This is a genomic window from Elioraea tepidiphila DSM 17972, assembly GCF_000378465.1.
Taxonomy (GTDB): Bacteria; Pseudomonadota; Alphaproteobacteria; order Acetobacterales; family Acetobacteraceae; genus Elioraea; species Elioraea tepidiphila.
Window position 1 is genome coordinate 1 of the sequence record NZ_KB899915.1, and the last position, 13,073, is coordinate 13,073.

The following is a 13,073-nucleotide window of genomic DNA, read 5'->3' on the forward strand; positions in this document are numbered from 1 at the left end:
AGCTTACGACAGCGCCGCCCGCCGCGAGGCGCTGGCCGAAGCCGGCATCGCCGATGGCATCATGCACCGCGGCCATGCGCGGCGTCCGCTCGCGCCCTGGCAACGCTGGATGAACCGTGCGCTTGCGCCGATCCGCGCCCAGGTCGAACGCAGCTTCGGCACGCTCAAGCGCAGCTATGGCTGGCGTCGGGTGCGCTATCGCGGCCTCGCTCGCAACGGCGCCCATCTTCACCTGCTCTGCACCGCCATGAACCTCCGCCGTGCCGAACGCCTCTCGCCTGACAGCAGAGCTGCCCCCGGAGACGCGCCATCAGCCCACCGAACGGCACGCAGCACCCCGCTCTCCGAAATCGCCACCCTCCCTCGCTGCAACCACAGCCAATGAAACCCGTTCCGCTGAGGCCTCCATCGTATCCCGCGCCATCTCGAATAGGAAAGAAGATAACACCACCGGAAGTTGCAATCACCGACCGGCCGCAGCGCCGAGGGGGGCTGGCTTCACTGCCCTGGGCGGGCAATCCTCGCCCGCCCGACACGGAGGATCACGCCTGAATGCTGCAAACCCCGCCCGCCCTGCCCGGCGACGCCGAAGACGCGATCGACACCCCGGCGCTGCTGCTCGACCTCGACGCCTTCGAGGCGAATCTCGACACCATGGCGCGGCTGCTCGCGGGCACGAGGGCGAAGCTCCGCCCGCACGCCAAGACGCACAAATCCGCCACGGTGGCGCGCATGCAGATCGCCCGCGGCGCGGTCGGGCAATGCGTCCAGAAGGTCGGCGAGGCCGAGGCGCTCGCCTGGGGCGGCATCGGCGACATCCTGGTCTCGAACGAGGTGGTCGGGCCGGCCAAGCTGCGCCGGCTCGCCGGGCTGACGAAACTCGCCCATGTCGCCGTCTGCGTCGATGACGCCGAGCAGGTCTGGGCGCTGGAACAGGCGGCCGAGGCGCTCGGTACACGGATCGAGACGCTGGTCGAGATCGATGTCGGCATGGGCCGCTGCGGCGTCGAGCCGGGCCCGCCTGCGGTCGCGCTCGCCGAGCGGATCGCGCACAGCCGCCATCTCGGCTTCGCCGGGCTCCAGGCCTATCACGGCAGGGCGCAGCACAAGCGCAGCGCCGAGGAGCGGCACGCGGCGATCGCGGCGGCGGCGGATGCGACACGCCGCACCGTCGAGCAGCTCGCCCAGCGGGGGCTCCACTGCCGCATCGTCGGCGGGGCCGGCACCGGCACCTTCGAGGAGGAGGTCGCGAGCGGGATCTGGAACGAGATCCAGGCCGGCTCCTACGCCTTCATGGACGCCGACTACGCCCGCAACCTGGATGCGCACGGCAGGCCGGTCTCGACCTTCCGCCACGCGCTGTTCGTGCTCGCGACCGTGCTGAGCACGCCGCGCCCCGGTGTGGCCGTGCTCGATGTCGGCCACAAAGGGGTGGCGGTCGATTGCGGCCCGCCGCTCGTGTGGGGGATGGAGGATGTGCGCTGCGTCGGCTGCTCGGACGAGCACGCGACGCTGCATTTCGACCCGGGCGCGCGCCGTTTCACGGTCGGCGAGAAGCTGCGCCTGGTGCCGGGCCACTGCGACCCGACGGTCGATCGCTACGACTGGTATGTCGGCCTGCGCGGCGGCCGCGTCGAATGCACCTTCCCGGTGGACGCGCGCGGCGCGATGCGCTGAATCAGCCTCGTCCGGAAGCGACCGACGCGACCGCGGTCGGCGCGACCTTCACGCAGTCGGGCCCGCGCGAGGGCCAGGCCGCGCAGGTGCGGCGCGCCTCGGCGCGGGTCAGATTCTCGACCTCCGCGCGCCAGGCCGGCCGCCCGGCGAAGCGCACCGGCGTCACCTTCGGCGTGGGCGCCGAGGAGGCGAGTGCGGCGTTCGCCCGCTTCACCGCCGCGAGCGCGCCGGCGCGGTCGCGATAGACGCCGAGCCGCACCGCCCAGTCGCGCGACACCGCGGCGAACCGCGTCTCGCCCGCGCCCGGGGCGATCGGCGCGCAGTGCGGACGCGCGGCGCAGACGCGGCGCGCCTGCGGCTCGGTGAGCGCGGCGAGCCGGGCGGCCCAGACCGTGCGTCCGCCCGCGCGCGCCTGTTCCACCTGCACGGTGCCGCCGCCGGCGCGGCGCGCGGCGACGCGCGCGGCCGCCACCGCGCCGCCGCGATCGCGATAGAGGCCGAGCCGCACGGCCCAGCCGCGCGTCGCCGACGCCGCCTGCCGCGTGCCGGCGGCCGGCGCCAGCACGGCGCAGTCCTGGCGGCGGCGCTGACGGTCGGCGCAGGCCTGGCGCGCCTGACCTTCCGAGAGCCCGGCCACCTGCGCACGCCAGACCGTGCGGTTGCCGACCCGCGCCTGCTCGACCTTGGCCGCGCCGCCGCCGATCTGCCGGGTCGCGGCACGGGCGGCGGCGAGCGCGCCGCCGCGGTCGCGGAACGCGCCGACCTGCACAGCCCAGTCGCGCGCCGGCGCCGCGGCCGCCTGGGCGCGCGCGACCAGCCGGATCGGCGGTGCCACCGACGCGGTGCGGATCGGCCCGCCGAAGGCCTGGTCGAGCAGGTCGGCCATGTGCTGGTCGCGCTCGGCCGCCGAGGCGCCGCCCAGCACCACGCCGACCAGGCGGCGGCCGTTGCGCGTGGCGGACGTGACCAGGTTGAAGCCGGAGGCGCGGATGTAGCCGGTCTTGATGCCGTCGGCGCCGTCGTAGCTCGCGAGCAGGCGGTTGTGGTTGCGGTGGACGCGCCCGCGCAGGCTGAACGACTCGGTCGAGAAGTAGCGGTACTCGGCCGGGAAGTCCGCGAGCAGGCGCAGCCCCAGCGTCGCCATGTCGCGCGCGGTGGTGATCTGGGCCGCGTCCGGCAGGCCGGAGGCGTTGCGGAACACCGTGTCGCGCATGCCGAGCTGGCGCGCGCGCAGGGTCATCAGCCGGGCGAAATTGTCCTCGGTGCCGCCGAGCGTCTCGGCGATCGCGGCGGCCGCGTCATTGGCCGAGCGGGTGATGATCGCGAGCAGCGCCTGTTCCAGCGTGATGCGGCTGCCCGCCGGCAGGCCGAGCTTGGAGGGCGGGCGCGCCGCGGCATGGGCCGAGAACGTGACCGGCGTGGACCAGCGCGCCCGGTTGGCGCGCACCGCCTCGAACACCATGTAGGCGGTCATCATCTTGGTGAGGCTGGCTGGGTGGCGCGGCGCGTCGGCGTCCTGCGCGAACAGCACCCGGCCCGAGCCCGCCTCGACCACGATCGCGGCATAGCGGCTGGAGCCGATCTGCGCCGCGGCCGGGGCGGCGAGCCCCGCGGCCAGCAGCGCCAGCACGCCGAGCACGGTGGCGCGCAGGGTCAGGCGAGGCATCGGGTTCGGTCGGGCGGAAGCGGGCAGGGCATCGGCCATCCTTCGTTGCGGCCGAGTCGCAGCCCAGCCGTGCGTGGCGAGCGTAGGCGGGGCGGCGCCCCCTGTCCACAAGAAATCGCGTAAAGCCAAGGGCTTGTAAACTCTCCCTTAGGGTTTCCGGCGGTTTTGCGCGCCAACCCGTCGGCCCGCCCTCATGCTGCACTGCAATATTCCGCTTGACGCATCGCCTCGCATGTCCCATCTAGCAGTCATGCTGCATCGCAGCATCCCGTTTCCCCCACGATGCGAACAAGGACACCCACCATGAGCACCAAGAGCAAGACCGCCGCCGTCGTCGACACCACCGCCGAGGTCGCGCAGAAGGGCTTCGAGCAGGCCCAGGCCGCCTTCAAGGCGCAGATGGACGAGGCGACCAAGCAGGCCGCCGCCGCCCAGAAGGGCCTGGAGCAGGTGATCGAGCTCGGCAAGGGCAACTTCGAGGCTCTCGTGAAGAGCTCGACCATCCTCGCCGAGGGCATGCAGGAGATGGCCAAGGCCGCCTTCGCCGCGAACCAGGCGGCCTTCGAGGAGGGCATCGCCAATGCCCGCGCGCTCGCCGGCGTGAAGAGCGTGCGCGAGGCGTTCGAGCTCCAGACCGGCTTCGCCAAGGCCGCGTTCGAGAAGTTCGTCGCCGAGACGACGAAGTTCTCCGAGCAGGGCACCAAGCTGGCCGAGCGCGCCTTCGAGCCGGTGGCCGAGCGCGTCCACGTGACAGTCGCGCAGTTCGGCAAGCCGCTCGCCGCCTGAGCACGGCGACACGCGATCGCGCGCCGCCCGCCCCCCGGGGCGGCGCGCATCCGGCGAAGGGCCCGGTTGCACGCGCAGCCGGGCCCTTCGCGTCTGCGTGTCCTGCGCGCGGCACACAAGCGCGGGCCTTTCCGGCGCGGACCCGCTTCCGATATCATGCGCGAGGGCAGCGTCGCGGCGCGGCGCATCAGGATAGCATCACCGGGGCGATGAGCGAGAACGACAAGCGCGGCAACAACGGGGAGAACCCGACCACGGGCGTCGTCATCAAGGCCCGGCCGAAGACCCGCAAGCCCAGCATGTACAAGGTGCTGATGCTGAACGACGACTACACCCCGATGGAGTTCGTCGTGCACGTGCTGGAACGCTTCTTCAACAAGTCGCGCGAGGAAGCCACCCGCATCATGCTGCACGTGCATCGCCGCGGGGTCGGCGTCTGCGGCGTCTACACCTACGAGGTCGCCGAGACCAAGGTGACCCAGGTGATGGACCTCGCCCGCCAGCACCAGCACCCGCTCCAGTGCACCATCGAGAAGGAGTGATCCTTCTGGGCGCACGAAGCCATACCATTTCCTTACCCATGATGCGGCATGATGCCGCAGTGCGCGCGTGTCGCCGCCGGTCGCCTCGGGCCGGGGCGGTCCCCGCGGAAGGAGGGTGGACGAATGCTGTCCCGCAACCTTGAGCAGACGCTGCACCGGGCCCTGGGGCTGGCGTCCGAGCGTCGGCACGAATACGCGACGCTCGAGCATCTCCTGCTCAGCCTGGCCGAGGACAGCGACGCCGCCGGGGTGCTGAAGGCCTGTGCCGTCGACATCGAGAAGCTGCGCCGCGAGCTCACCGAGTTCCTCGACAAGGATCTCGCGGGCCTGGTGACCGACCGGGCCGGCGATCCCAAGCCCACGGCCGGGTTCCAGCGCGTGGTCCAGCGCGCCGCGATCCATGTCCAGTCCTCCGGCCGCGATGAGGTGACCGGCGCCAATGTCCTGGTCGCGCTGTTCAGCGAGCGCGAGAGCCACGCCGTCTACTTCCTCCAGCAGCAGGACATGAGCCGGCTGGATGCCGTGAACTACATCAGCCACGGCATCGCCAAGGTGCCGGGACGGGCCGAGAAGCGCCCCGTGCAGGGCACGCCCCAGGGCGAGGAGGGCGAGGGCGCGCGCGAGGAGAAGCAGTCCCGCCGCGGCCAGGAGGCGCTCGCGAACTACTGCATCAACCTGAACCGCAAGGCCGCCCAGGGCAAGATCGACCCGCTGATCGGCCGCGAGCAGGAGGTCGAGCGCACCATCCAGATCCTCTGCCGGCGCACCAAGAACAACCCCCTCTACGTGGGCGATCCCGGCGTCGGCAAGACCGCGATCGCCGAGGGGCTGGCCAAGCGCATCGTCGAGGGCGACGTGCCGGATGTGCTCGCGCGCTGCACCATCTACGCGCTCGACATGGGCGCGCTGCTGGCCGGCACGCGCTATCGCGGCGACTTCGAGGAGCGGCTGAAGGCGGTGGTGTCGGAACTGGAAGCCCAGCCCGGCGCGATCCTGTTCATCGACGAGATCCACACCGTGATCGGCGCCGGCGCCACCTCGGGCGGGGCGATGGACGCCTCGAACCTGCTCAAGCCCGCGCTCGCCTCCGGCACGCTGCGCTGCATCGGTTCGACGACGTACAAGGAGTATCGCAACTACTTCGAGAAGGACCGCGCGCTGGTGCGCCGGTTCCAGAAGATCGACGTCGCCGAGCCGACGCTCGATGACTCGATCAAGATCCTGAAGGGGCTGAAGTCGAACTACGAGAAGCACCACCGCGTCCGCTACACCGACGACGCGATCAAGGCCGCGGTCGAGCTCTCGGCGCGCTACATCCATGACCGCAAGCTGCCCGACAAGGCGATCGACGTGATCGACGAGGTCGGTGCGTCGCGGATGCTGCTGCCCGAGAACAAGCGCCGCAAGACCGTCACCGTGAAGGACGTCGAGGAGATCGTCGCCAAGATCGCGCGCATCCCGCCCAAGTCGGTCAGCACCGACGACAAGGAGACGCTGAAGAACCTCGAGCGCGACCTCAGGGCGATGGTGTTCGGCCAGGATGTCGCGATCGAGGCGCTCTCGGCCGCGATCAAGCTCGCGCGCGCCGGCCTGCGCGACGGCGAGAAGCCGATCGGCTGCTATCTGTTCTCGGGCCCGACCGGCGTCGGCAAGACCGAGGTCGCCAAGCAGCTCGCCAAGACCATGGGCATCGCGCTCACGCGGTTCGACATGTCCGAGTACATGGAGCGGCACAGCGTCAGCCGCCTGATCGGTGCGCCGCCGGGCTATGTCGGCTTCGATCAGGGTGGCCTGCTCACGGATGCGATCGACCAGAACCCGCATTGCGTGCTGCTGCTCGACGAGATCGAGAAGGCGCACCCGGATCTGTTCAACATCCTGTTGCAGGTGATGGACCACGGCAAGCTGACCGACCACAACGGCAAGCAGGTCGATTTCCGCAACGTCATCCTGATCATGACGACGAATGCGGGTGCCTCCGACATGGCCAAGCCCGTCATCGGCTTCGAGCGCGTGGTACGCGTGGGCGAGGACGAGGACGCGATCAAGCGCCTGTTCACGCCTGAGTTCCGCAACCGGCTCGATGCGGTGATCGCGTTCGCCGGCCTGACGCCGGAGATCGTCGGCCGCGTGGTGGACAAGTTCGTCATGCAGCTCGAGGCGCAGTTGGCCGACCGCAACGTCACCATCGAGCTGACGGACGCGGCGCGGCACTGGCTCGCCGAGAAGGGCTACGACCCGCTCTATGGCGCGCGGCCGCTGGCGCGCGTGATCCAGGAGCACATCAAGAAGCCGCTCGCCGAGGAGTTGCTGTTCGGCAAGCTCGCCAAGGGTGGCGCGGTGCGCGTCGGTGTGGACGACGAGACGAAGACGCTGACCTTCACCTATATCGAGGTGCCGGTGGCGGCGCTGCCGAAGCCCGAGGGCGATGCCGGCGAGGGCGACGAGGAGAAGGCGCCGGAGGCGGTGGAGTAGGGCGGCTAGCCGCTACTCGAACCACGCATAGTTCACAGGCGCTAGCCAGTAGTGCGCCGGGTCCAGTTCGCTTGCGTCGCGATCAGCCGCCAGATTGTGCGTCCATTGGCCGGCGCTGCCTTCACGGGCTGCCACAGCCGCGAGCACAGCATCTCGCTCGTTCTCGCCAGCCGGTGGCGGCCCCCTTAAATCGAGCCGATGGCAGATCGACTGCCAATCTACCGCCGAGAGGTTCATCGCCTTCAGAAGCGCTTTCGGGTGAGCTTCGGTTATGTACGCAGCCGGCGCCGGAAGGCGATAGCGATACGCAAGCATCATGCCCTGAACGAGCGCCGCTCCCCGTAGGCTATTCGCAGACTGTACCGTTCCGGACGGGATGGCGTATCGATCGCGCAGCCATCGATCCGCCTTCCGCCCTCCGCCGCGCGCCGATGACCACCAGAGGGGCGCGTCAATCCCGAGGGGGCAACCGAGCTCGGCTTGGCTTCGGAGCCAATCGAGCGCTTCATCCGCGCTCGAGACGCACGCACTTCGCGAGGAGCCGTCGCGCTCGAGCACCGCCACGCCGAACGTGCCCTCGCCGCCGGGGTCAGCGCCGAACCACACTGGCGCCTCTCTCAGCTTCACGTATCCGAAATGGTACATTGATCTGTCCAGCCGTCACCAAACCACCTCCACCGCACACGCCGCGAACACCGGGTCCGCCGACATTGGCGCCAGCCCCTCCAGCCGCGCCGGCGCGATCAGCAGCCGATCCAGCGGATCGCGATGCGCCGGCGGGAGCGTCGCCGCCGAACCCGCAGGCGCGAGCGACAGGGCAAGCGGCGCGAGCCCCCGCCGGTCCAGCGTCGCCCCGAGATCGTCCGGCACGCCATGCAGCGTCCCCAGGCGCTGCTTCAGCCGCAGCTCATGCCCCGTCACCGCACTGGCCCAGACCGGAACAACCTTCGGGCGGAGCGCGGCGCGCGCCGTCGCCGACAGCCGCGGATCGTCGGCCAGCCACCACAGCAACGCGTGGCTGTCGAGCAGCAGACTCACGCGCGGCGGCGCAGCTTGCGGCGCGGCGGGGTCTTTGCCGGTGCCGACTCGCCGGGCATCGGCATCGCCAGGAACTCGTCGAGATCGCCCTCCCAGTCCTTCAGATCCTGCTCGGTCGGCGGCTCGAAGAACACATCCGGATCGTAGCTGACGAGCCCCTTCCACGCCCCGGGCGTGCGCTCGGCAGCAATCTCGGACGCAGGCGGCACGATCCGCGCCACCGGCTTGCCATGCCCCGTGATCGTGATCTCCTCGCCCCGCGCCGCCCGATCGAGCAGGTCCGAGAGCTTCGCCTTCGCCTCGGCCGCCGACACCACCTTGCTCATGCGCGCACTCTACCACCACCGGCAGGATTTTGGCCAAATCGGTTTGACCAATCGGCAGCGCGCTCCGCGCGCCAGAAGAAACCAGTGGGGGACCACGCTGGTCCCCCACACCCCCTGCATCACCCACGCCCGGTCCTGACGCAGCCGCCGGCTACACTCCTCACATCGCCGCCGGCGCCGGGGCGCCGAAACCCGCTTAAAGGTCTAAAGTCTTAAAGCCGTAAAGTGCCCGCTCAGCCCAGCCGATCGCGCAACAGCGCGAACGCCCGCGCCCGATGGCTGATCGCATGTTTCCGCTCGGGCGCCATCTCGCCGAAGGTCTCCACCTCGCCCGCCGGCACGAACATCGGATCATAGCCGAACCCGCGCGACCCGCGCGGCGGCCACACCCAGCACCCATCCACCCGCCCCTCGAACGTCTCCACCTGCCCGTCCGGCCAGGCGAGCGCCAAGCAACAGGTGAACCAGGCGGCATCGCTCTCCGGCTCGCCGATCCGCGCACGCGTCAGCGCCATCGCCACCCCGTAGTCGCGCGACCCGTCCGGCAGCTTGGCCCAGTCGGCCGTGTGCACCCCCGGCGCGCCGTTCAGAGCGGCGACCGAAAACCCGGAATCGTCGGCAAGCGCCGGCAGACCCGACGCCCGCGCCGCCGCCAGCGCCTTGATCGTCGCGTTCTCCACGAAGCTCGTCCCGGTCTCCTCGGGCTCGGGCAGGCCGAGCGCCGGCGCGCCGACCGCCTCGATGCCGAACGGCGCCAGCAGCGCGGCGATCTCGGCGAGCTTGCCCGCGTTGTGGCTCGCCACCACCAGCCGATCGCCGCGGCCGAGCCGCCGCTCAGTCACCCAGCGCCTCCTGTTGCGCCTTGAACAGCGCGGCACAGCCCACCTTCGCCAGCGCCATCAGCGCGTCCACCTCCTCAGGGCGCATCGGCCGCTTCTCGGCCGTCGCCTGCACCTCGACCAGTCCCCCGTCGGCGGTGAGCACGAAATTGCCGTCGGCCTCCGCCTCGCTGTCCTCGGCATAGTCGAGATCGAGCACCGGCGTGCCCTTGTAGAGGCCGCAGGAGACGGCCGCGACCTGGCCCCGCACCGGCGAGGCGGCCAGCAGGCGGTTCTTCACCACCTTGCGGAACGCGAGGCTGAGCGCCACCCAGGCGCCCGTGATCGCCGCCGTGCGCGTGCCGCCATCGGCCTGGATCACGTCGCAGTCGAGCGTCACCGTCATCTCGCCCATCGCCTTGAGGTCGATCACCGAGCGCATGGAGCGGCCGATCAGCCGCTGGATCTCCTGCGTGCGGCCGGACTGCTTGCCGCGCGCCGCCTCGCGTTCGGAACGGGTGTGCGTGGAGCGCGGCAGCATGCCGTATTCGGCCGTCACCCAGCCCTGGCCGGAGTTGCGCAGGAACGGCGGCACGCGACCCTCCACCGAGGCGGTGCAGAGCACATGCGTGTGGCCGAACTTGACGAAGCAGGAGCCCTCGGCGTGGCGGATCGGGTTGACCTGGAGAATCACGGGGCGAAGGGCATCGGGCGCGCGGCCGGACGGGCGCATGGGGTCTCCTGGGGCTCGACAGCGGGCGCGGACCATAGCCCCGGTGCCGCGCCGGCGCGAGGCCGGGCGCGTTGACCCTTGGCAGGTGCGTCCATACGTTTCCTGCACGAGGTGGGAGCGATGACCACGCCTGCCGATCCGACAACACGCGTCGACGACCAGGCCACCCGGGCCGATGAAGCCCCGCGCACGCCCGGGCTTGCCGGCCGGTCGGCGCTGATCCTGCGCGAGATCGTCGAGGCCTATGTCGCGACCGGTGAGCCGGTGGGCAGCCGCACGCTCTCGCGCCGGCTGCCGGTGGCGCTCTCGCCCGCGACGATCCGCAATGTCATGGCCGATCTGGAGGAGTCGGGGCTGATCTTCGCCCCGCACACCTCCGCCGGACGGCTGCCGACTGACCGTGGGCTGCGGCTGTTCGTGGACGGGCTGCTCGAACGCGGCACGCTGACGCCGGAGGAGGAGGAGGCGATCGCCGCGCGCTGCTCCGCCGAGGGCCGCTCGATCGAGGAGATGCTGGCCGAGGCTTCCGGCCTGCTCGCCGGGCTCTCCCAGGCCGCGGGGCTGGTGCTGGCGCCGAAGAGCGAGAGCCCGCTGCGCCACGTCGAGTTCGTCGCCCTGGGCCCCGGCCGCGTGCTCGCGGTGCTGGTGAGCGAGGATGGCACGGTCGAGAACCGGGTGATCGAGGCGCCGCAGGGCCTGCCGCCCTCCACCCTCATCCAGGCCTCGAACTACGTGAATTCCCGCCTCGGCGGCCGCACGCTCGACGAGGTGCGGCGCGTCATCGAGGAGGAGATCGCCGCGCATCGCACCGAGCTCGACGCGCTCTCGTCCAAGGTGGTGGAGGCCGGGCTCGCAACGCGCTCCGGCGGCGTCTCGGGCGGGGCGCTGATCATCCGCGGCCAGGCGCGGCTGCTCGCCGATGTCACCGCGCTCGCCCAGCTCGACGCGATCCGCACCCTGTTCGAGCGGCTGGAGGCGAAGGAGACGCTGCTCCAGCTGCTCGAACTGGCGCAGCAATCGGACGGCGTGCAGATCTTCATCGGCGCCGAGAACCGGCTGTTCGAGACCGCCGGCGTGACCATGATCGTCTCGCCCTACCGCAACACGCGCGAGAAGGTGGTCGGCGCGATCGGCGTGATCGGGCCGACGCGCATCAACTACGGCCGGATCATCCCGGCGGTGGACTACACGGCGAAGGTGATCGGCCGCCTGCTCGGCTGAATCGGCGCCCCCGGGGGTGAGGCGCGTCACCCCCGCGGCAGACAACAAACGGAAACATGGCGGTGCCAGCGTTCGCACCGGCCGCGCCACGCCGCGGCCCGGCGCCGCCCCGCGGCGGCCCGCGCAGGAGGAGAGACCCGCCGCCATGCTGCTTGATGCGTCGATCCCCGCCCGCCACCCGGCCGCGGTCGCCGGGTTCATCGCCGAGCTCTGGGGCACCGAGGCCGTGCCCGCGCCGCCCGTGCCCGGCCGCTTCGTCGCCCTCGCCGGTGACGGCTCCGGCGCGGGCATCGAGGTACATCCCCTCGGCATCGGCCCTGTGCGCAGTTGGAACGGCACCACCGCTGGCCCGGCGCCCACCTCAGCCGCCACGGTGACACGGCTGGTGATCGGCGCGGCCCTCGACGAATCGGAGGTGCATCTCGCCGCCGGCGTGCGCGGTTGGCAGAGCCGGCCGGCGATCCGTCGCGCCGAGGGCCACGCCTGGCGCGTGATCGAGGTCTGGGTCGAGGAGCGGCTGCTGGTCGAGGTGCTGACCCCGGAGATGCAGGCCGAGTTCCGCGCCGCGCGCGCGGGCCTCGCCCCCGGAGCCACCGAGGCGCGTCCGGTGCTCATGGTCGCCGCCTGATGGGGCGTCCCCGCGTCTATGATGTCGGTACCCACCGGGTGACGATCCTGCTCGATGCCGCGGCCACGGGCGGGGCGATCGGCCTCGTCGAGATGGCGGTGCCGCCGGGCAGCGGGCCGCTGCCGCACGTCCATGGGCGCGAGGACGAGACCTATCACGTGCTGGAAGGCGAGGTGGTGTTCACGGTCGATGGCGAGCGCCATGTCGTGCGCGCCGGCGGCACCGCGTTCGGCCCGCGCGGCATCCCGCACGGATTTCACAACGAAGGCACCGAGACCGCACGCCTGCTCGTGGTGGTCACGCCCGGCGGGTTCGAGGCGTATTTCGCCGAGTGCGGGACCCCCGCGGCACCGGACCGTCCGCCGTCGCGCCCCTCGCCCGAGGCGCTCGCCCGCTTGGTCGGGGCCGCGCCGCGCTACGGCCTGACCTTCGTGCCGCCCGCGCGCTGAGCAACTTTGCCCGGGCGGCATGGCAGGGCCGCGCGGGGCTTCCCTTCGCCGCGCGCGGGACCTAAGTCTGCCGCGACATGCAGAACCCAGATCATTCCCCCCAGCCTGCCGATACCCCCGGCGCCGACGAGCCGGTCGGCACCGCCGAGTCGCTGATGGAGGAGGCGGCGAGCCGCATCCGCGCGCTCGAGGCCGAACTCGGCGAGGTCAAGGACAAGTGGATGCGCGCCGAGGCGGAGACGCAGAACGTGCGTGCGCGCGCCCGCCGCGATGTGGAGGACGCGCGCAACTTCGCCGTCCAGCGTTTCGCGCGCGACGTGGTCGAGGTGGTCGAGACGCTGGAGCGTGCGCTCGCCAGTCTGCCCGCCCCGACCGCGGAGGAGCCGCCGGTGCTGGCGAAGATGCGCGAGGGCATCGAGGCGACCCAGCGGATGTTCCTTGCCACGCTGGAGCGCAATGGCGTGTCGCGCGTCGAGGCCCTGGGCGCGAAGTTCGATCCGGAGCTGCACCAGGCCATGGCCGAGGCGCCCTCGCCGACCGTGCCGGCGGGGCATGTCGCCCAGGCCTGGACCCCCGGCTGGACGCTGAACGGGCGGCTGCTCAAGCCCGCCATGGTGGTGGTCTCGACCGGCGGCGCGCAGCCGGCCGGCGATGCACCGCCTTCCGGTGGCGGCACCGTCGATACGACGGCCTGAGGCTGATCTTCGCCGGTGG

Annotated in this window: 15 protein-coding genes; 9 read left to right on the plus strand and 6 right to left on the minus strand. The window is 71.4% G+C overall.

All coding sequences use genetic code 11. The features are described from left to right. Both F563_RS21725 and F563_RS0105915 read left to right on the plus strand, forming a co-directional pair. The coding region (locus F563_RS21725; RefSeq protein ID WP_019013729.1) for a transposase at nucleotides 1-385 on the plus strand (385 nt) is incomplete at its 5' end. A 167-nt stretch (nucleotides 386-552) separates the two neighbouring features. Next, nucleotides 553-1,677, plus strand: a complete 1,125-nt coding sequence (locus tag F563_RS0105915) for a DSD1 family PLP-dependent enzyme (protein ID WP_019013730.1) — start codon at nucleotides 553-555, stop codon at nucleotides 1,675-1,677. 1 nt (nucleotide 1,678) lies between these two features. On the opposite strand, the gene F563_RS23810 is transcribed toward F563_RS0105915, so the two are convergent. Beyond that, nucleotides 1,679-3,343, minus strand: a complete 1,665-nt coding sequence (locus tag F563_RS23810) for a D-alanyl-D-alanine carboxypeptidase family protein (protein ID WP_156825080.1) — start codon at nucleotides 3,341-3,343, stop codon at nucleotides 1,679-1,681. 303 nt (nucleotides 3,344-3,646) lie between these two features. Here F563_RS23810 and F563_RS0105925 point away from each other — a divergent pair, with 303 nt between their 5' ends. The 3 genes from F563_RS0105925 (at nucleotide 3,647) to clpA (ending at nucleotide 7,146) form a co-directional block, all read left to right on the plus strand. Next, nucleotides 3,647-4,129, plus strand: coding sequence for a phasin family protein (locus F563_RS0105925; protein WP_019013732.1), 483 nt, complete (start codon nucleotides 3,647-3,649; stop codon nucleotides 4,127-4,129). A gap of 209 nt (nucleotides 4,130-4,338) precedes the next feature. Further along, nucleotides 4,339-4,671 carry an ATP-dependent Clp protease adapter ClpS gene (gene clpS / locus F563_RS0105930; RefSeq protein ID WP_019013733.1) on the plus strand — a complete coding sequence of 111 codons (333 nt, stop codon included), beginning with the start codon at nucleotides 4,339-4,341 and terminating at the stop codon, nucleotides 4,669-4,671. A gap of 123 nt (nucleotides 4,672-4,794) precedes the next feature. After that, nucleotides 4,795-7,146 carry an ATP-dependent Clp protease ATP-binding subunit ClpA gene (gene clpA / locus F563_RS0105935; RefSeq protein WP_019013734.1) on the plus strand — a complete coding sequence of 784 codons (2,352 nt, stop codon included), beginning with the start codon at nucleotides 4,795-4,797 and terminating at the stop codon, nucleotides 7,144-7,146. Between the two features lie 12 nt (nucleotides 7,147-7,158). Here clpA and F563_RS24325 read toward each other — a convergent pair whose 3' ends face one another. The 5 genes from F563_RS24325 to rph form a co-directional block, all read right to left on the minus strand. Then, nucleotides 7,159-7,791, minus strand: coding sequence for a DUF429 domain-containing protein (locus F563_RS24325; protein WP_084596403.1), 633 nt, complete (start codon nucleotides 7,789-7,791; stop codon nucleotides 7,159-7,161). Nucleotides 7,792-7,806: 15 nt separating this feature from the next. Next, the gene (locus F563_RS0105940; protein WP_019013735.1) at nucleotides 7,807-8,184 is read right to left on the minus strand and encodes a type II toxin-antitoxin system VapC family toxin; all 378 of its coding nucleotides are present in this window, start codon (nucleotides 8,182-8,184) and stop codon (nucleotides 7,807-7,809) included. Beyond that, nucleotides 8,181-8,510 (minus strand): type II toxin-antitoxin system Phd/YefM family antitoxin, encoded by a 330-nt coding sequence (locus F563_RS24330; RefSeq protein ID WP_019013736.1) that lies wholly within the window; start codon nucleotides 8,508-8,510, stop codon nucleotides 8,181-8,183. The genes F563_RS0105940 and F563_RS24330 overlap by 4 nt, the downstream gene beginning before the upstream one ends. Nucleotides 8,511-8,743: 233 nt before the next feature. Next, on the minus strand, nucleotides 8,744-9,352 hold the full coding sequence (locus tag F563_RS0105950) for a non-canonical purine NTP pyrophosphatase (protein ID WP_019013737.1): 609 nt from the start codon (nucleotides 9,350-9,352) through the stop codon (nucleotides 8,744-8,746). Then, nucleotides 9,345-10,061: a ribonuclease PH gene (gene rph, locus F563_RS0105955; RefSeq protein WP_019013738.1), complete on the minus strand. Its 717-nt coding sequence runs from the start codon at nucleotides 10,059-10,061 to the stop codon at nucleotides 9,345-9,347. The genes F563_RS0105950 and rph overlap by 8 nt, the downstream gene beginning before the upstream one ends. Before the next feature lie 120 nt (nucleotides 10,062-10,181). Between rph and hrcA the strand changes: the two genes are divergently transcribed. The 4 genes from hrcA to F563_RS0105975 all read left to right on the plus strand — a co-directional run bounded on the left by hrcA (nucleotide 10,182) and on the right by F563_RS0105975 (nucleotide 13,054). Further along, on the plus strand, nucleotides 10,182-11,282 hold the full coding sequence (gene hrcA, locus F563_RS0105960) for a heat-inducible transcriptional repressor HrcA (RefSeq protein WP_019013739.1): 1,101 nt from the start codon (nucleotides 10,182-10,184) through the stop codon (nucleotides 11,280-11,282). A 145-nt stretch (nucleotides 11,283-11,427) separates the two neighbouring features. Then, complete coding sequence (locus F563_RS21740; RefSeq protein WP_019013740.1) at nucleotides 11,428-11,910, plus strand: hypothetical protein; 483 nt, start codon at nucleotides 11,428-11,430, stop codon at nucleotides 11,908-11,910. Continuing rightward, on the plus strand, nucleotides 11,910-12,359 hold the full coding sequence (locus F563_RS0105970) for a cupin domain-containing protein (protein ID WP_035574830.1): 450 nt from the start codon (nucleotides 11,910-11,912) through the stop codon (nucleotides 12,357-12,359). Before F563_RS21740 ends, F563_RS0105970 begins: the two co-directional genes overlap by 1 nt. Nucleotides 12,360-12,436: 77 nt before the next feature. Continuing rightward, nucleotides 12,437-13,054, plus strand: a complete 618-nt coding sequence (locus tag F563_RS0105975) for a nucleotide exchange factor GrpE (protein ID WP_019013742.1) — start codon at nucleotides 12,437-12,439, stop codon at nucleotides 13,052-13,054. Nucleotides 13,055-13,073 lie beyond the last annotated feature (19 nt).

Bases quoted from the DNA above. Each gene is read 5' to 3' on its own strand.
- F563_RS0105915 (WP_019013730.1), top strand. From the start codon at position 553: ATGCTGCAAACCCCGCCCGCCCTGCCCGGCGACGCCGAAGACGCGATC.
- F563_RS23810 (WP_156825080.1), bottom strand. From the start codon at position 3,343: ATGCCTCGCCTGACCCTGCGCGCCACCGTGCTCGGCGTGCTGGCGCTG.
- F563_RS0105925 (WP_019013732.1), top strand. From the start codon at position 3,647: ATGAGCACCAAGAGCAAGACCGCCGCCGTCGTCGACACCACCGCCGAG.
- clpS (WP_019013733.1), top strand. From the start codon at position 4,339: ATGAGCGAGAACGACAAGCGCGGCAACAACGGGGAGAACCCGACCACG.
- clpA (WP_019013734.1), top strand. From the start codon at position 4,795: ATGCTGTCCCGCAACCTTGAGCAGACGCTGCACCGGGCCCTGGGGCTG.
- F563_RS24325 (WP_084596403.1), bottom strand. From the start codon at position 7,791: ATGTACCATTTCGGATACGTGAAGCTGAGAGAGGCGCCAGTGTGGTTC.
- F563_RS24330 (WP_019013736.1), bottom strand. From the start codon at position 8,510: ATGAGCAAGGTGGTGTCGGCGGCCGAGGCGAAGGCGAAGCTCTCGGAC.
- rph (WP_019013738.1), bottom strand. From the start codon at position 10,061: ATGCGCCCGTCCGGCCGCGCGCCCGATGCCCTTCGCCCCGTGATTCTC.
- hrcA (WP_019013739.1), top strand. From the start codon at position 10,182: ATGACCACGCCTGCCGATCCGACAACACGCGTCGACGACCAGGCCACC.
- F563_RS21740 (WP_019013740.1), top strand. From the start codon at position 11,428: ATGCTGCTTGATGCGTCGATCCCCGCCCGCCACCCGGCCGCGGTCGCC.
- F563_RS0105970 (WP_035574830.1), top strand. From the start codon at position 11,910: ATGGGGCGTCCCCGCGTCTATGATGTCGGTACCCACCGGGTGACGATC.
- F563_RS0105975 (WP_019013742.1), top strand. From the start codon at position 12,437: ATGCAGAACCCAGATCATTCCCCCCAGCCTGCCGATACCCCCGGCGCC.